The sequence below is a fragment of the Enterobacter sp. SA197 genome (genome assembly GCF_054131575.1).
In genome coordinates, this window is sequence record NZ_CP096393.1 from 4968637 (window position 1) to 4984973 (window position 16337).

The 16337-nt window shown below is 54.7% G+C and carries 15 protein-coding genes, 2 pseudogenes and 1 other annotated feature; of the genes and pseudogenes, 7 read left to right on the forward strand and 10 right to left on the reverse strand.

Going from position 1 to position 16337, the window contains the following annotated elements; translation table 11 throughout:
* Window positions 1-198: 198 nt before the first annotated feature.
* The 4 genes and pseudogenes from M1D91_RS23265 to emrD form a co-directional block, all read left to right on the forward strand.
* Window positions 199-270: pseudogene (locus tag M1D91_RS23265) on the forward strand (hypothetical protein); the annotation flags it as partial.
* Complete coding sequence (tisB, locus tag M1D91_RS23270; RefSeq protein ID WP_437433057.1) at window positions 267-356, forward strand: type I toxin-antitoxin system toxin TisB; 90 nt, start codon at window positions 267-269, stop codon at window positions 354-356. The pseudogene M1D91_RS23265 and the gene tisB, both read left to right, overlap by 4 nt.
* A 140-nt stretch (window positions 357-496) precedes the next feature.
* A complete protein-coding gene (locus tag M1D91_RS23275) occupies window positions 497-1330 on the forward strand; it encodes an EamA family transporter (RefSeq protein WP_437433058.1) in 834 nt (277 codons plus the stop codon).
* Window positions 1331-1506: 176 nt separating this feature from the next.
* Window positions 1507-2691, forward strand: coding sequence for a multidrug efflux MFS transporter EmrD (emrD, locus tag M1D91_RS23280; protein WP_437433059.1), 1185 nt, complete (start codon window positions 1507-1509; stop codon window positions 2689-2691).
* Here the strand turns inward: emrD and M1D91_RS23285 are convergent.
* Window positions 2594-3682 carry a cellulase family glycosylhydrolase gene (locus M1D91_RS23285; RefSeq protein ID WP_437433060.1) on the reverse strand — a complete coding sequence of 363 codons (1089 nt, stop codon included), beginning with the start codon at window positions 3680-3682 and terminating at the stop codon, window positions 2594-2596. The genes emrD and M1D91_RS23285 overlap by 98 nt on opposite strands.
* Window positions 3683-3875: 193 nt before the next feature.
* Between M1D91_RS23285 and dsdA the strand changes: the two genes are divergently transcribed.
* Both dsdA and M1D91_RS23295 read left to right on the forward strand, forming a co-directional pair.
* On the forward strand, window positions 3876-5207 hold the full coding sequence (gene dsdA, locus M1D91_RS23290; protein ID WP_437433061.1) for a D-serine ammonia-lyase: 1332 nt from the start codon (window positions 3876-3878) through the stop codon (window positions 5205-5207).
* 73 nt (window positions 5208-5280) lie between these two features.
* Window positions 5281-5727 carry a hypothetical protein gene (locus tag M1D91_RS23295; RefSeq protein ID WP_437433111.1) on the forward strand — a complete coding sequence of 149 codons (447 nt, stop codon included), beginning with the start codon at window positions 5281-5283 and terminating at the stop codon, window positions 5725-5727.
* Window positions 5728-5732: 5 nt separating this feature from the next.
* Here the strand turns inward: M1D91_RS23295 and M1D91_RS23300 are convergent, their stop codons facing one another.
* From M1D91_RS23300 to ibpA, 3 genes are all read right to left on the reverse strand, one after another.
* Window positions 5733-7394 (reverse strand): putative transporter, encoded by a 1662-nt coding sequence (locus M1D91_RS23300; RefSeq protein WP_437433062.1) that lies wholly within the window; start codon window positions 7392-7394, stop codon window positions 5733-5735.
* Window positions 7395-7519: 125 nt separating this feature from the next.
* Complete coding sequence (ibpB, locus tag M1D91_RS23305) at window positions 7520-7948, reverse strand: small heat shock chaperone IbpB (RefSeq protein ID WP_437433063.1); 429 nt, start codon at window positions 7946-7948, stop codon at window positions 7520-7522.
* 101 nt (window positions 7949-8049) lie between these two features.
* Entirely contained in the window at window positions 8050-8463 is a 414-nt protein-coding gene (gene ibpA, locus M1D91_RS23310) for a small heat shock chaperone IbpA (RefSeq protein WP_437433064.1), read from the reverse strand.
* Window positions 8457-8532: a sequence feature (ROSE (Repression Of Heat Shock gene Expression) occurs in the 5'-region of heat shock genes and acts as an RNA thermometer to modulate expression.), on the reverse strand. (Overlaps the previous gene by 7 nt.)
* A gap of 236 nt (window positions 8533-8768) precedes the next feature.
* Here ibpA and M1D91_RS23315 point away from each other — a divergent pair.
* Window positions 8769-9101: a YceK/YidQ family lipoprotein gene (locus M1D91_RS23315; RefSeq protein ID WP_437433065.1), complete on the forward strand. Its 333-nt coding sequence runs from the start codon at window positions 8769-8771 to the stop codon at window positions 9099-9101.
* A 1-nt stretch (window position 9102) separates the two neighbouring features.
* Here M1D91_RS23315 and M1D91_RS23320 read toward each other — a convergent pair whose 3' ends face one another.
* The 6 genes and pseudogenes from M1D91_RS23320 to dnaN form a co-directional block, all read right to left on the reverse strand.
* Window positions 9103-10329, reverse strand: coding sequence for a DUF3748 domain-containing protein (locus tag M1D91_RS23320; RefSeq protein ID WP_437433066.1), 1227 nt, complete (start codon window positions 10327-10329; stop codon window positions 9103-9105).
* A gap of 99 nt (window positions 10330-10428) precedes the next feature.
* Window positions 10429-10584 (reverse strand): annotated as a pseudogene (locus tag M1D91_RS23325) (MFS transporter); the annotation flags it as partial.
* The gene (gene yidA / locus M1D91_RS23330) at window positions 10575-11396 is read right to left on the reverse strand and encodes a sugar-phosphatase (protein ID WP_437433067.1); all 822 of its coding nucleotides are present in this window, start codon (window positions 11394-11396) and stop codon (window positions 10575-10577) included. The pseudogene M1D91_RS23325 and the gene yidA, both read right to left, overlap by 10 nt.
* A 171-nt stretch (window positions 11397-11567) precedes the next feature.
* Window positions 11568-13982 carry a DNA topoisomerase (ATP-hydrolyzing) subunit B gene (gene gyrB / locus M1D91_RS23335; protein WP_437433068.1) on the reverse strand — a complete coding sequence of 805 codons (2415 nt, stop codon included), beginning with the start codon at window positions 13980-13982 and terminating at the stop codon, window positions 11568-11570.
* Between the two features lie 28 nt (window positions 13983-14010).
* Entirely contained in the window at window positions 14011-15084 is a 1074-nt protein-coding gene (gene recF, locus M1D91_RS23340) for a DNA replication/repair protein RecF (RefSeq protein ID WP_437433069.1), read from the reverse strand.
* A gap of 147 nt (window positions 15085-15231) precedes the next feature.
* Window positions 15232-16332: a DNA polymerase III subunit beta gene (gene dnaN, locus M1D91_RS23345; protein WP_437433070.1), complete on the reverse strand. Its 1101-nt coding sequence runs from the start codon at window positions 16330-16332 to the stop codon at window positions 15232-15234.
* Window positions 16333-16337 lie beyond the last annotated feature (5 nt).

Genomic DNA, 16337 nt, shown 5'->3' on the forward strand with positions numbered 1-16337 from the left:
CAGTCTGAGTATGTGACAGGATAGAAATTTCGTCCAGAAATAACTGTAAATATATACAGTGATTATTTATACTGATATTGCTTTTCACAGTGTGAATAAGGGGCCGCGTTGATACCGGCGCATATCAAGTCCTGGCTGAAACGGGTGGTGCCGTCAGTGCCTTAACCCCTTGAGAGCACACTGTGTTACGCCAACAAAACGGCTGGTAACAGGCAGCGGAAAGGTACGTCAGCCGGTCGTGCTCCTTTTGCCAAAAGGAGAAGCGTATGAGCAACATGGATATGACTGTTCTTATCCTGAAACTCATTGTTGCGTTGTTGCAACTGCTTGATGCCGTCCTGAAGTTCCTGCAGTAATTCAGGTTCAAGTCGCACCGAAGGGGGGCAGGAAACTGCCCCCCTTTAATAACCTCCCCTGTCGGTGGTGTTACAGGAAAGCCTGGCGGTCAGAGACATTCGTGTTACATTTTTATGACGTTCAACGCGAATCTTTCCCTATGACCCTCACGGTTTTTTGCATCTTACTGTTCGCTGCACTGCTTCACGCCAGCTGGAATGCCATCGTTAAAGCGGGCAGTGATAAGCTCTACGCCGCCATCAGCGTGAGCGGCTCCGCCGCCGTAATAGCGCTCGTGATGCTCCCTTTCGCCCCCCAGCCGGCGTTCGCCAGCGTACCCTACCTGGCAGTGTCCTGCGTGTTACAGGTGGTGTACACAGTACTCGTCGCCCGGACTTATCAGGTCTCTGACATGAGCCAGACCTATCCGCTCATGCGCGGTACAGCACCGCTGCTGGTGGCGATGGTGAGTGTGATTTTTCTCGGCGACTCCCTTTCGCTTCAGGCCTGGTCGGGCATTGCGGTCATCTGCCTCTCAATTCTCGGTATGGCCTGCAACGGTCGTCATCGATCGCGGCAGGGCATCTGGCTGGCACTGCTCAATGCCTGCTTTATTGCCGGGTATACGCTGGTCGACGGCACCGGGTTCCGCCTCTCGGGTACTGCGCTGGGCTATACCCTCTGGACGTTTTTCCTGAACGGATTTTGTCTGCTGCTCTGGGCAATGACAACGCGCCGCCAGGCGGTATCACGCTACCTGTTGACGCACTGGAAGATGGGCGTGCCGGGGGGTATTGGTACAATGGGCTCCTACGGGCTGGCATTGTGGGCAATGACTCAGGCTCCGCTGGCGGTGGTGGCTGCGCTGCGCGAAACCTCAATCCTGTTTGGGGCATTCATTGCCTTCGTGCTGCTTAAAGAGAAGGTCTCCGCCCTGCGAATAGTTGCAGCCTGCGGCATTGCGCTGGGTGCGATACTGCTGCGTCTGTCCTGATAGCAGACTGGCAATAAATCTTGCCGAAAATCGTTTACAAAACCTGCCTGTTTCGTATGCCGCTTTATTGCCGCCCGTCTTGTCTTGTCACATTACCGTGGTAGATTCCTCTCGAATTTCACGGTTATGGCAGCAGTCTCTCCTTTAACATCTACTTTTTACCATGTAATCGACGAATGAAAAGAGAACGTAATGTCAGTTTGCTTCTGATGCTGGTACTGCTGGTGGCAGTCGGGCAGATGACGCAAACCATTTATATCCCGGCCATTGCTGGCATGGCGCAGGATCTGAACGTGCGTGAAGGCGCGATGCAAAGCGTAATGGCCGCCTATCTGCTCACCTACGGCGTGTCACAACTGTTTTATGGCCCGCTGGCCGATCGCGCGGGACGCCGTCCGGCCATTCTGTTTGGCATGAGCATTTTTATGCTGGCTACGCTCGTGGCCCTCTTCACCCAAAGCCTGACGGTGCTCATCATCGCCAGCGCCTTTCAGGGAATGGGCACCGGCGTGGGTGGTGTCATGGCACGTACACTGCCACGCGACCTCTATTCCGGCACTGAGCTACGCCACGCCAACAGCCTGTTAAATATGGGGATTCTGGTCAGTCCGCTGCTGGCTCCGCTGATCGGCGGCCTGCTGACTACGGTGTGGAACTGGCGTGCCTGTTACCTCTTTTTACTCCTTCTCTGCGCGGGTATTACCTGGAGCATGGCGCGCTGGATGCCGGAAACCCGCCCTACTGGCACCCTGAACATGAGCATCATAGCGCGCTATAAAACCTTGCTCGGCAACGGCATGTTCAGCGGTTATCTGCTGATGCTGATTGGTGGCCTGGCAGGTATTGCAGTGTTTGAAGCCTGCTCCGGGGTGTTGATGGGCTCGGTGCTGGGGCTGTCCAGTATGGCTGTCAGTGTGTTGTTTATTCTGCCCATTCCCGCTGCCTTTTTTGGCGCCTGGTTTGCTGGTCGGCAAAACAAGCGCTTCTCAACGCTGATGTGGCAGGCCGTCGGCAGTTGCCTGCTGGCAGGCGTGATGATGTGGATACCCGGCTGGCTGGGGATAATGAACCTCTGGACATTATTGCTGCCCGCCGCACTCTTTTTCTTTGGCGCGGGCATGCTTTTCCCCCTTGCTACCAGCGGCGCAATGGAGCCTTTCCCGTTCCTCGCAGGCACCGCTGGTGCGCTGGTCGGCGGGCTGCAAAATATGGGCTCCGGCGGGCTGGCATGGCTCTCGGCAAAATTGCCGCAGACCAGCCAGTTTAGTCTCGGGATGCTGATGACGCTCGCGGGGCTGCTGATTCTGCTGAGCTGGCTGCCGCTGGCGATGCGCCAGGGGCAGCATGAGCAGACAGTTTAGTGTTGCGATGGCCCGGCTTAACGTCGGGCGCTTCACACGTCGGGGCGATCATCAGCTTTAATAACGGCTCCGTAGTAGGGCGCCAGTCCCCCTCTTCACCGTCATAAAACTGGGTATCAGCGTTGATTGCATAGGGAATATGCGCTCTGTTGAGTTCACAGGCCATAAAGGTTGCGAAGGCGATTTGCGATTCAGCGGGGGCATTTTTAATGGTCTCACCCACCGACCAGCCGCCCACCCAGCTGGCATGCCCCGTTTTTTGCTGCCAGCGAACCGCGGTATTAATACGCTGGCGGATAGCCGCTTTCTCTGCCGCTGTGCCCGAGGTCCACGGGTATTTTCCGTTATTCTTCTGCGGCCCCCAGGGAAAAATATGCCATTCAGCCAACAGATAGTTCTGGCTGTGCGGCGGCAGTTTCAGGGTATTAAGCTCCTCCGGTGCGGCACGCAGGCGTGGGGCAATAAAAATCATCCGCTGCGGGTTTATCTCATGCACGGTTCTGATGATGTTTTCATACGCCCGGCCGAGGACCGCCTGATCACGGTTAAGTTTATCCGCCGGGTCATAAATCAGGTCAAACCCCAACTGTGGATGTTCGTTACCAAACCAGGTAGCAACCGTCTTCCACCATGCCACCAGCTGGGCTTCGTTTTTTACACTGGGGTCCGCTTTGAAAGCGTCCGCCTGATAGGAAATGATGGGGATCAGGCCATTTTGCTCACAGGCTTCAACCAGCTTACGTAAATGGATTAATCGTGCTTCGGTCAGGGTATCCGCGACGCGAATGCGGACATGACGGATCCCTTCTGCATAGAAGTCACGGGCCACCAGCGGGTCGAACTCCCGAATGCCGCGATCGGTCCGCGCCCAGTCCACATCCAGGCCCACCCCCAACTCACGGGCATAACGCGCCGCCGCAGGCAGCGTATCGGCAGCAAACGCAGAAAGCCCGGACAGGAGCAGAGCAACAGTTAACAGAGGTTTAAACACGATTGACCTTGCCAAAATCAGTGGTGATGAGATGTATTTAACATGCTTTTAAGCCAGAGGTGCAGCATGAAAGCGTAAAAATTCACTGCCCGATGGTCATCGGTGAGGATATCAGTCACCCCCTGTTGTTAACAGTGGCATTCCGGGTAAAAATCGCCGAAGGTAGGGTTTTCACTTTCGCCTGGCAGACACCATGAATCACGACGATATTGAACGCCTCATCGCCCGTTTCCCGCTGGTTTCCTCTTTGCAACGATTACAGGAAATCCTCTGGTTTAATCCTGGCACCACCTCTCTTGCACAGGGCCTGCCTTACGTAGGGCTGACGGAGCAGGACGTTAACGCGGCCCACGCCAGACTGGACCGTTTCGCCCCTTATCTGGCGAAGGCGTTCCCGGAAACGGCGGCCACCGGTGGGATTATTGAATCCGAGGTAATCGCCATTCCACGAATGCAGAAGCGGCTGGAAAAGGAGTACGGGAAACCTGTCAGCGGGGAGATGCTGCTGAAAAAAGACAGCCACCTGCCCATTTCCGGCTCGATTAAAGCGCGTGGTGGCATTTATGAGGTACTGGCTCACGCAGAAAAGCTGGCGCTTGAAGCAGGACTGCTCAGCACAGAAGCGGACTACAGCGTGCTGCTCTCTCCTGAATTCAAACGGTTCTTTAGTCAGTACAGCATTGCCGTTGGTTCAACCGGCAACCTGGGGCTGTCGATTGGCATCATGAGCGCCTGTATTGGCTTTAAGGTGACGGTGCACATGTCCGCTGACGCCCGCGCATGGAAAAAGGCCAAACTACGCAGCCACGGCGTGACGGTGGTGGAGTACGAAGAGGATTACGGCGTAGCGGTTGAGCAGGGACGTAAAGCGGCGGAGTCCGACCCCAACTGCTTTTTCATTGATGATGAGAATTCCCGCACCCTGTTTCTCGGTTATGCCGTTGCCGGGCAGCGTCTGAAAGCGCAATTTGAACAGCAGGGCCGCATGGTGGATGCGTCTCATCCGCTGTTTGTTTACCTGCCGTGCGGGGTCGGTGGTGGCCCCGGCGGCGTCGCCTTTGGCCTGAAACTGGCCTTTGGCGACCATGTACATTGCTTCTTCGCCGAACCGACTCATTCGCCCTGTATGCTGCTCGGGATTTACACCGGTCTGCACGATAACATCGCTGTTCAGGATATTGGTATTGATAACCTTACCGCAGCGGACGGCCTCGCGGTTGGTCGGGCATCGGGCTTTGTTGGCCGTGCAATGGAGCGGCTGCTGGACGGCATTTATACGCTCGATGATCAGACGATGTACAATCTGCTCGCGTTACTGGCGCAGGAAGAGGGAATTCTGCTTGAGCCGTCGGCGCTTGCCGGAATGCCGGGGCCGCTGCATGTAAGTGCCAGCGATGAATATCATCAATTGCAAGGCTTAACGACAGAACAGATGGCGAAGGCCACACACCTGGTCTGGGCGACCGGTGGCGGCATGGTGCCGCAGGCAGAGATGGCGCAGTACCTGGCCAAAGGTGAGGGATAACGGTTTTGCCGCACTTGCTCTTCCTGGTGCTACTATCAGAACAGAAACAAACAGCGACATGGAGTTTTGCGTAATGGTCATACAGAATAAGTTTGGTTCACTTGGCCTGTTTTTGGGTGTCATTGCATTATTGATGGGCCTTATCCACTCTTCGATGGGTCCTTTTTCCAGCCCCGTCCCCACCGTAGAAAAAGTCATTGCTGAAAAAATCACAGCCGTGAAAAAAGGGATTGTTGCCGGGTTAAAAGGCGAAGAGCCGCAGACCTACACCGTCGTGAATAAGCCTGCGGATATTGACAAGATAGTAGATAATACGGGTCTCGTTATGGCCGTTATGGCGCTGCTTTGCGCGTTTATTGCAGGCATTCGCAAAGAGAATCGCTGGGGGATCTATGGCGCCCTCTGTTTCGGCGGCGGCACCCTTGCGTTTCATGCCCTGTTGTTCGGCATCGGTGTGGTTTTTACGATTCTCCTCATCCTCGCCATCATCGCCTTTTTCACAGGAACTTCTCCCTTCTGATGTAGCTAACCCATTCCCCAGAACAGTACCGCCAGCAGTTGCGGCGTGATAATGCGCAGAAACATGACCAGCGGGTAGACGGTAGCGTAGGAGAGTGCGGCAGCGCCGCTGGTGGCATGTAAGCCGTTCGCGAATGCCAGAGCTGGCGGATCGGTCATCGATCCGGCCAGCATGCCGCACAGCGTGAGATAGTTCATTTTACCCAGCAGGCGCGCCAGTATACCGACGGTTAATAGCGGGATGGCGGTGATAAAGATGCCATAGCACATCCAGTTCACGCCGTCGCCGTGAGTGAGCGTGGCGATAAAACCACCGCCTGACTTCAGCCCCACGACCGCCAGAAAGAGCACAATACCGAGCTCCCGTAGCGCGAGGTTTGCGCTCGGCGGCATAAACCAGTAAAGCTTGCCGATGCTGCCAATACGCCCAAGGATCAGCGCCATGATAAGCGGCCCCCCCGCCAGGCCGAGCTTCAGCGCCACCGGGAACCCCGGGACAAAGAGCGGAATCGACCCCAGCAAAACGCCAAGGCCAATGCCGATAAATACGGGTAGCATTTGTACCTGCTGAAGCTTGTGCTGCGCGTTGCCGAGCTCGGACGCAACCGCGTCGATGGCCGCCTGCCGTCCCACCAGATTGAGAATATCGCCAAACTGCAGACTGGCGTCACTGCTCGCCACCAGCTCTACCCCGGCGCGGTTAAGGCGGGAGATCACCACATCGTAACGCTCTTTAACGTGCAGATCGCGAATGCGTTTGCCGAGCACCTTTTCATTAGTGACCACAATGCGTTCGACGCGCAAATCCGTACCGCGTGTTGAAAGTGAGGTTTCCACTTCCTGGCCCATCACCAGCTGCGCGCTGTGCAGGTCTTTCGGTAATCCCACCAGATGCAACAAGTCACCTAACTGAATGAGCGTGCCGGGAGAAGGCACCATCAGCGTTTCATTCCGTTTCAGGCGCGAACAGATAATCTTGTCGCTGTTGAGCATGGGCACGTCCTGAATCGCCATGTTATTCAGATTCGGGTTTTCGACGCGAATGTTGATGGTTTTGATCAGGGCGTTACCGTTGCTGGTGCCAGCATCGTGCTGTTCGGCTTCGCGCTCTACGTTGACCCGAAAGCCCACGCGCAATAGCCACATGGTGAGTAAAATCCCACAAATACCAAAGGGGTAGGCCATCGCGTAGCTCATCCCCATCTGATCGAGGATAGTGGTCGGCGTCCCGAGGTCGTGAAGGATTTGCTGCCCGGCACCCAGCGCCGGCGTATTGGTCACGGCACCGGAGAAGATGCCGAGGATCACCGGTAGCGGGATGTTAAAGAGTTTATGCAGGATGGCGGTTACCAGCCCACCGAGGATAACAATCAGGATGGCGAACAGGTTCAGGCGCAGCCCCGAGACGCGCAGCGAAGCAAAAAAGCCCGGCCCCACCTGAATACCAATGGTGTAGACAAAGAGGATGAGGCCGAACTCCTGAATGAAGTGCAGCATCGGACTACTGAGCGTCACGCCCGCCTGGTCAACAAAGTGGCCGACGATAATCCCGCCAAACAGGACACCGCCTATCCCGAACCCCACGCCACGAATTTTGATATTGCCTATCCATAATCCCACTACCGCGACCAGAGCCAGTACGCTTACAGTTAACGCTATATCACTCATAAGAATTCCCTGTGAATAACATTGTAAACACAAGGGATTCTCTCAGAGCTGCCGCGGGATGTATGGGCTATGGCGCACAAAAAAGCCCCGCGAGGCGGGGCTTAAGAGGATAAGTTCTGCTATGACTAGCTATTTAACGCAGGACGCTCACTGATGGCGATACGCTGCGGGGCAATGGCTTCCGGTACGTTACGGGTCAGGTCGATATGTAGCAAGCCGTTGTTAAAGGTCGCCCCGGAAACTTCCATATGTTCGGCCAACGTAAAGCTCAGGGTGAAAGGCTGAATCACCAGCCCCTGATGCAACCATTTTGGCTCGTTCGCCGGTTTTTCGGGCGTCCCTTTAATCACCAGACGCGTACCTTCAAGCTGGATATCCAGATCCTGCTGGCTAAAGCCGGCCAGCGCCAGGGTAATGCGATAGTGATTATCATCGCCTTTTTCAATGTTGTAAGGCGGGAATGATTGTTGCTCAGCGGTGTTTTGCAGGGCGTTCGCCAGTTTGTCAAAGCCGATCCACTGACGCAGTAATGGGGATAAATCATAGTTACGCATAGTCTGTTTCTCCTTCTGAGAAGCGAGTAAGGTCCTGCAAGCCTTGCGGCTCGCATCTGCTCCCTGACGGCGAGCAAAGTAATTTACGAAGATTCTGTCGCTTAGTTGATTTCGATACGGCGCGGTTTGTTCGCTTCAGGAATAACCCGCTCAAGATCTACATACAGCAGGCCATTGACCAGGTTCGCGCCTTTTACATGGATGTTTTCGGCGAGCTGGAATTTGCGCTCAAAGTTGCGCTCGGCAATGCCCTGGTACAGATAAGTGCGCTCTTTCTGCTCGGCGGCATGTGCGCCTTTAACGATAAGCAGATTGTCCTGAGCAGTGATTTCCAGTTCGCTTTCTGCGAAACCGGCAACCGCAATCGCGATGCGATAGTTGTTTTCGTCAACCAGTTCAACGTTGTACGGGGGGTAGCCGCCGTTACTTTGGCTCTGATTATTTTCCAGCAGATTGAACAGACGGTCGAAACCAATAGCAGAACGATAAAGCGGGGAAAGGTCGAAGTTACGCATAAATAAAAGCTCCTGAAATCAGCGAGATAATCAATTGCCTTCCATAATGGACAGGCTGCTGTAGCGCAACACCCTTGCGGCGTGTCTCCGGCTACACTCTTAAAGTAGGGTTGAGGATCGATTTTTCAAGGGTCAAATTCTGACTTTTTTTTGCAGTTTCGCACGCTTTGCATAGACTGGAATCACAGCACAAAATGCCAAATTGCGATGGCCGCCACAGAGCGAGCCCCGAAGTCTGTTTTTCTCTGCAGGGTAGCTACAATGCCTGAAGCAGTCCTCATACTGCACATAACTATGATTAACTTATGATGAAAAAAATTCTGATAGTTTCAACGTTACTTAGCGGATTGGTGAGTGTCAGCGGATGCTCCAGTGTCATGTCGCACACCGGTGGTAAAGAGGGTGTTTACCCTGGAATGAAAGCAAGTTCGACGATGCTCTCAGATGATGACACCCATATCGGCATGAAATCCCTGGTGGTTCTGGATATGCCCTTCACGGCGGTAATGGATACCCTTCTGCTGCCGTGGGACATGTACCGCACCGACAGCTCCATAAAATCACGCGTTGAAAAAAGCGAGCATGACAGCCTGGCGACGAATAACGTCATTCCGCCAGCACCAATGCCCGCGCCCTGATTTACAGACCCGTTTCCGTTACCCAGAGTTGACGGAAACCCTCCACCTCTTCCATCCAGGCGATGCGTTTCCCGTCAGGCGAGAACACGACCGCGTCGGCGGAGGGGGGATTTGCGTGATCGGAAGTCAAAAAGGTGATTTCACCACTCTGGGCATCGCAGAGCGCAATACGGTTTTCAACAATAAAACCCAGCGCCTTACCTGTTGGATGCCAATTGAACGCGGACTGAATGCCAGTGGTTAATTGGGTCAGCTGTTGTGGCTCACCGCCCTCGGCGGATATCAGCCAGAGTTGCACAACGCCCGCGTCGTCTCGCATCAGAAAAGCAATGTGTGTCGCCTGCGGATTGCTGCGCACCCAGTGTCGCGGAACGTTAACCAGCCCAGGCCATGTGCGCCGATGGGTGAACGTCAGTCGCTGCTGAATAACGCCTTTCGGCGGCGCTGGCAGGGTGGTTGCCGTCCCCTCCAGTGGTGCATCGTCCGCCTGTTTCCAGCCGGACGCACTCTCAGGCAACGTCACAATAAACAGCTCCGGCACTTTCTCGCCTTTTTCTGACAGGGTATCGCCAATAAACGCAATCCTGCCGTTACCCACCCATCCCTCTTCGTAAGCCCGGTTAATCTCATCGCTGCCCGGCATGGGGTTAACGGTTGTACGACTGACCAGCACGCACCAGTGGCTGCCTGCATATTCACGCGGATGCATACCACCAGGCACCACCGGGCCATACGGCACCGCCACCCCCACATTGCGCAGGTCGCAGCGGGCATCCCATTCATGCATCACATGATCGTTATAGGTAAAGCTGACCTTTTCACCGTTGGGGCTAAACACATGCACATGGCTGCCGCCGCGCAATGCCCCTGGAGTATAGGGGGCGGTGATATCCATCGCATCCAGATTCGCGGTGTTGCCTTGGGTGGTAATGACGCCCCGGCGGTGGTGAAAGTCATAGTGCCAGTCGGCATCCGGGTTTTCCGGGCCGTGGATAAACACATATTTCTCGTCATGGGGATGAACGGTCACCACGCCGACATGCGCGCCTTCAGGTGCCTGATAGATAACCTCAAGCTCGCCAGTATGAATATTGACGCGCTCAATGGTTTTTCCGGTAAAGGAGGCGCCGGACGGACGCACATCAAACACCAGCCACTGGCTGTCCGGTGTCCAGGTATGAATGTTGGTAAGTTGATGATGACGGGGAGCTGTGGTGATCTGTTTCATGTGTTGGATAACCCTGATGCCATGTTTTGCATCAGGGTATCGCAAGGCAGAGGGATTAACCTACCCGTTTTACATCCCCGGCCAACAGGATAGAGGAGAGAGCCCCACCAGCTTGCGGTGGAAAATCCGCTTCCAGTCCGCTCGGGTTAACGGCTGGCGCGCCTCTTTTTTCACCGGCGCATCACCGTCAATCAGACCACCGCCTTCGCGGATGTACTCAAGTTCTGCCGGCGTCAAGCTTTTAGTCAGACGGGGGAGTTCAGTACAAACTTCTCAATGACGTAAGCCACGCCATCTTCCAGATTAGATTTGGTGACAAAGTCAGCCACCTCTTTGACAGACGGAATAGCGTTATCCATCGCAACACCCATGCCAGCGTATTCGATCATAGCGATGTCGTTTTCCTGGTCGCCAATGGTCATGACCTCTTCCGGCTTGATACCCAGCACATCGGCCAGTGATTTCACGCCGGTGCCTTTATTCACGCGCTTATCGAGTATTTCGAGGAAATAGGGCGCGCTTTTCAGCACGGTATATTTCTCTTTCACTTCCGCCGGAATACGGGCAATGGCTTTATCCAGAATCTCTGGTTCGTCAATCATCATCACTTTCAGGAACTGGGTGTTCGGGTCCATATTTTCCGGCTCGCAGAACACCAGCGGGATGGTCGCGACAAAGGATTCATGCACCGTGTAGAAGCTGATGTCGCGGTTAGCGGTGTAGAGCGTGTTGCGGTCAAGCGCATGAAAGTGAGAACCGACCTCGCGGGACAGTTTTTCCAGATACAGATAGTCGTCATAACTCAGCGCAGTTTGCGTCACCGTGCTACCGTCACTGGCATTTTGTACCAGCGCGCCGTTGTAGGTGATGCAATAATCCCCGTCACGCTCCATATGCAGCTGTTTGACGTAAGCATGCACACCGGCGTAAGGACGCCCGGTGGTCAGGACAACTTTGACGCCACGTTCACGTGCGGCCGCAATAGCATTTTTAACAGCAGGAGAGATGGTATGGTCCGGTAACAACAATGTTCCGTCCATATCAATTGCGATAAGTTTGATAGCCATGAGATCCCCGGAGTAAATGATTCCAGACTCATGCTAACGCGATTTAGCTCAAAAAACAGCAAAAGAGTCGGGGGAAAAGGGGCCGGGATCGTAGCGAAAGATTCCTCTTTTGCGGGCAAAAAAAAGCCCGGAGGCAGGATGCCACCAGGCTTTAATGCAGACGATGACCGATTAAATATCGATATTCGCCGCTTTCAGGGCGTTCTCTTCGATAAAGGCACGACGTGGTTCGACGGCATCGCCCATCAGGGTGGTAAACAGCTGGTCTGCCGCAATTGCATCTTTAACCGTGACGCGCAGCATACGGCGGCTGTCCGGATCCATAGTGGTTTCCCACAGCTGATCCGGGTTCATCTCACCCAGGCCTTTATAACGCTGAATCGAGAGGCCACGACGGGACTCTTTCACCAGCCAGTCCAGCGCCTGCTCGAAGCTGGCAACCGGTTGTTTGCGCTCGCCACGCTCAATGTACGCATCTTCCTCGATCAGACCACGCAGCTTCTCGCCCAGCGTACAGAGACGACGATACTCCGCACCGGTCACAAACTCATGATCCAGCGGGTAATCAGTGTCCACACCGTGGGTACGGACACGGATAATCGGCTCAAACTGCTGCTGTTCAGCGTTTTCACGGATGTCGAATTTCCACAGGCTACCGTGCTGCTCACTCTCATTAAGCTCAGTGACCAGCGCATTGACCCAGCGTGTTACGGTCTGTTCATTACCCAGATCGCTCTCACTCAGCGTCGGCTGGTAGACCAGCTCTTTCAGCAGGCTACGCGGGAAGCGACGTTCCATACGACCAATCATCTTCTGCGCGGCGTTGTATTCGGAAACCAGACGCTCCAGCGGCTCACCGGCGAGAGCCGGCGCACTGGCGTTGGCGTGCAGAGTCGCACCGTCCAGCGCAATGGAAATCTGGTACTGGTCCATCGCTTCATCATCTTTGATGTACTGCTCCTGCTTGCCTTTCTTCACTTTGTACAGCGGCGGCTGAGCAATATAAACATGGCCACGCTCAACGATTTCCGGCATCTGACGATAGAAGAAGGTCAGCAGCAGCGTACGGATGTGCGAACCATCGACGTCCGCATCGGTCATGATGATGATGCTGTGGTAACGCAGTTTGTCCGGGTTGTACTCATCGCGGCCGATGCCACAGCCTAAAGCGGTGATAAGCGTAGCGACTTCCTGCGAGGCGAGCATTTTGTCAAAGCGCGCCTTTTCAACGTTCAGGATTTTACCTTTCAGCGGCAGAATGGCCTGGTTTTTACGGTTACGCCCCTGTTTTGCAGAGCCGCCCGCAGAGTCCCCTTCCACCAGGTAGAGTTCAGAGTGTGCCGGGTCACGCTCCTGGCAATCCGCCAGTTTGCCCGGCAGGCCTGCCAGGTCCAGCGCGCCTTTACGGCGGGTCATTTCACGGGCGCGACGTGCCGCTTCACGGGCGCGCGCTGCGTCGATAATTTTACCCACCACGATTTTGGCGTCAGAGGGGTTTTCCAGCAGGTATTCGTTCAGCAGTTCGTTCATCTGCTGTTCAACCGCCGATTTCACCTCAGAGGAGACCAGCTTATCTTTGGTCTGGGAGGAGAATTTCGGGTCCGGCACTTTAACCGAGACAACGGCAATCAGGCCTTCACGGGCATCGTCACCGGTGGCGCTGACTTTGGCTTTTTTGCTGTAGCCTTCTTTATCCATGTAGGCGTTCAGGGTACGGGTCATCGCTGCGCGGAAGCCCGCCAGGTGCGTACCGCCGTCACGCTGAGGAATGTTGTTGGTAAAGCAGTAGATGTTTTCCTGGAAACCGTCGTTCCACTGCAACGCCACTTCGACGCCGATACCGTCTTTTTCGGTAGAGAAATAGAAGATATTCGGGTGGATCGGGGTTTTATTTTTGTTGAGATATTCAACAAATGCCTTGATGCCGCCTTCATAGTGGAAGTGATCTTCTTTGCCGTCGCGTTTGTCACGCAGGCGAATAGATACGCCGGAGTTCAGGAAGGAGAGCTCACGCAGGCGTTTTGCCAGAATCTCGTATTCGAATTCAATAACGTTGGTAAAGGTTTCGTAGCTCGGCCAGAAACGCACCATAGTACCGGTTTTTTCGGTTTCACCGGTGACTGCCAGCGGCGCTTCCGGAACGCCGTGCGCGTAAATCTGGCGATGCACTTTATTATCGCGCTGGATAACCAGCTCCAGTTTCTGCGACAGGGCGTTAACCACTGAAACGCCGACGCCGTGCAGACCACCAGAAACTTTATAGGAGTTGTCATCGAATTTACCGCCCGCGTGCAGTACGGTCATGATGACTTCCGCGGCAGAGACACCCTCTTCCGGGTGAATACCGGTCGGGATCCCACGACCATCATCCTGTACAGAAACCGAGTTATCGCTATGGATAGTGACAACGATGTCTTTACAGTAACCTGCGAGCGCTTCGTCGATAGCGTTATCCACAACCTCAAATACCATGTGGTGCAGACCGGTGCCGTCATCCGTATCGCCGATATACATGCCCGGGCGCTTACGTACCGCATCCAGCCCTTTCAGGACTTTGATACTGGAGGAGTCATAAGAATTCGACATCAACGTTTCTCGCTCATTTTATCTTGGGTTAATCCGTTATTTTACCCTTTTCCACGGTGAACATCTTCGAATTTTTGTCCGACATGTCCATAACGTGTTCAGCGCTTATGGCACTGACAAAAACCTGTGATTGCGAAGCTTTTAAGCGGCTGGCAAGCAGTCCGCGCTTCTCATCATCAAGTTCGGAGGCAAAATCATCTATCAGGTATAAGCACCGTCTTCCGCTTTCACGGGTTAAAAACTCGCCCTGCGCCAGTCGCAGAGCACACATCAGCAGTTTTAACTGCCCACGGGAAAGCGTATCTTCTACCGGCGCACCGTCTGCACGAATGCGGAAATCCGCTTTATGCGGGCCGTGTGCGGTATAAGTCAGCATACGATCGCGCTCAAAGCCCCTTTCGAGCACTTCGGCGTAATCGGTCTCCTTTTCCCAGCCGCGCTGAAAAGAGAAGGTCAGGTTGAATTCCGGTAAAAATTGTTTGCAGGTGTCCGCCATATCAGCCGCGATGGCGGCACTGTACAGGGCACGCCAGCTACTGATTTGCTCGGCCAGCGGGATGAGTTCTTTGTCCCAGGGGCGCAATTGCCCGTAATGCCCCACCTGACGCAGCGCGGCATTACGCTGTTTGAGCAACCTTTTGAGATTGCTCCACGCGGTAAAGAATCCGGGCTCGTTGTGAAAGCAGCCCCAGTCAAGGAAGGCTCTCCGGTATTTAGGGCCACCGTTAAGTAACGTAAAGCCCTCGGGCGTGATGAGCTGCATCGGCATCAACAGCGCCAGCTCTGCCACCTTGTGACCGTCGGTGCCATCAATGCGCACCGTGCTGTCACCAAGCTTATCTTTAGTGAGACCAATGGCGGTTTCTCGCTCTTCACCCAGCAATCGCCCGTGCAATACGAAGGATTCCTGTTCGTGGCGGATCACACGACCAATCTGCAAGCTGCGAAATGCCCGGCCATGACCGAGCGTGTAGATGGCTTCCAGCACGCTGGTTTTGCCGCTGCCGTTGGCACCTACCAGGAAATTAAAGCCAGGAGACAAGGCGAGATCCGCATTTTCGATATTGCGGAAGTCTTTGATGAGTAATCGGGTAAGCGACATATTTCAGAGCATCGTCCAGGGGGCGTGAGTGTCGCAGCCAGTTCGTCTACCGCCAGCGCGCCGAAAGCGGAGCGTACACGAAGTACGTGAGCATTTCGAGCACTGCCGGGAGGCGAAATGGCAAGTAAACCAGCCCCGTTTCAGATACTACAGTCTCATGGGCATGACAACATAGGCCGCGCTTTGCGATGCCGCATCTTCAATCTGCACGCTCGACACCGAATCCGTCAGCAGAATGCGCACATTCTCGCATTTCAACGCATTAAGCACATCAAGCACGTAGCTGACGTTAAAACCAATTTCCATCTCACTGCCCGCGTAAGTGACATCAAGGATCTCTTCTGCCTCTTCCTGCTCAGGGTTATTCGCCGTGATTTTTAATTGATTTTCACTGACATAAAGGCGCACACCGCGGAACTTCTCGTTAGAGAGAATCGCCGCGCGGGCGAAAGCCTGCTTGAGAATATCGCAGCCGGCATCAAGATGTTTATCCGGGTTCTTCGGCAATACGCGGCGATAATCGGGGAAACGACCGTCAACGAGCTTCGAGGTAAAGATAAAATCACCGACGTGCGCGCGGATGTTGTTGCTGCCAATCTGCACCCGGAGCGGATTCTCCCCGCCGTCGAGCATTCGCATCAGTTCGATGACGCCTTTACGCGGCACAATCACTGAATGGTTGGGCAGGCTGACGCCAATTGGCATAGAACAGACCGCCAGACGGTGACCGTCGGTCGCGACGGTGCGCAGCTCTTCACCTTCAGTTTCGAACAGCATACCGTTTAAGTAGTAACGCACATCCTGATGGGCCATCGAGAACTGCGTCGCTTCGATCAGACGCTTCATCGTGGCCTGAGGGAGGGTGAATTCCACTTCGCTCTGCCAGTCATCCAGATTCGGAAAGTCAGCGGCTGGCAGGGTGGAAAGCGAGAAACGGCTGCGTCCGGAACGGACCAGCATACGTTCACCCTCAAGCTGCACGGCGATTTCCGCCCCTTCCGGCAGACCACGGCAGATGTCAAAAAACTTACGTGCCGGTACGGTTGTCGCACCAGGCTCATGCGCCGCCTGTAGGCTGACGCGGGCAACCATTTCCATTTCGAGATCGGTGCCGGTCAACGACAGGATACCGTCTGCCACCTGCAACAGCAGATTACCGAGGATAGGCAGCGTCGGACGGCCGCCCAGCGGGCCACTGACCTGTTGCAGCGGCTTTAAAAGATGTTCACGTTCAACGGTAAATTTCATAGCGT

Bases quoted from the DNA above. Each gene is read 5' to 3' on its own strand.
- M1D91_RS23300 (WP_437433062.1), bottom strand. From the start codon at position 7,394: ATGAGTGATATAGCGTTAACTGTAAGCGTACTGGCTCTGGTCGCGGTA.
- M1D91_RS23275 (WP_437433058.1), top strand. From the start codon at position 497: ATGACCCTCACGGTTTTTTGCATCTTACTGTTCGCTGCACTGCTTCAC.
- recF (WP_437433069.1), bottom strand. From the start codon at position 15,084: ATGTCGCTTACCCGATTACTCATCAAAGACTTCCGCAATATCGAAAAT.
- tisB (WP_437433057.1), top strand. From the start codon at position 267: ATGAGCAACATGGATATGACTGTTCTTATCCTGAAACTCATTGTTGCG.
- M1D91_RS23320 (WP_437433066.1), bottom strand. From the start codon at position 10,329: ATGAAACAGATCACCACAGCTCCCCGTCATCATCAACTTACCAACATT.
- yidA (WP_437433067.1), bottom strand. From the start codon at position 11,396: ATGGCTATCAAACTTATCGCAATTGATATGGACGGAACATTGTTGTTA.
- dnaN (WP_437433070.1), bottom strand. From the start codon at position 16,332: ATGAAATTTACCGTTGAACGTGAACATCTTTTAAAGCCGCTGCAACAG.
- emrD (WP_437433059.1), top strand. From the start codon at position 1,507: ATGAAAAGAGAACGTAATGTCAGTTTGCTTCTGATGCTGGTACTGCTG.
- M1D91_RS23315 (WP_437433065.1), top strand. From the start codon at position 8,769: ATGATGAAAAAAATTCTGATAGTTTCAACGTTACTTAGCGGATTGGTG.
- dsdA (WP_437433061.1), top strand. From the start codon at position 3,876: ATGAATCACGACGATATTGAACGCCTCATCGCCCGTTTCCCGCTGGTT.
- gyrB (WP_437433068.1), bottom strand. From the start codon at position 13,982: ATGTCGAATTCTTATGACTCCTCCAGTATCAAAGTCCTGAAAGGGCTG.
- ibpB (WP_437433063.1), bottom strand. From the start codon at position 7,948: ATGCGTAACTATGATTTATCCCCATTACTGCGTCAGTGGATCGGCTTT.
- M1D91_RS23295 (WP_437433111.1), top strand. From the start codon at position 5,281: ATGGTCATACAGAATAAGTTTGGTTCACTTGGCCTGTTTTTGGGTGTC.
- ibpA (WP_437433064.1), bottom strand. From the start codon at position 8,463: ATGCGTAACTTCGACCTTTCCCCGCTTTATCGTTCTGCTATTGGTTTC.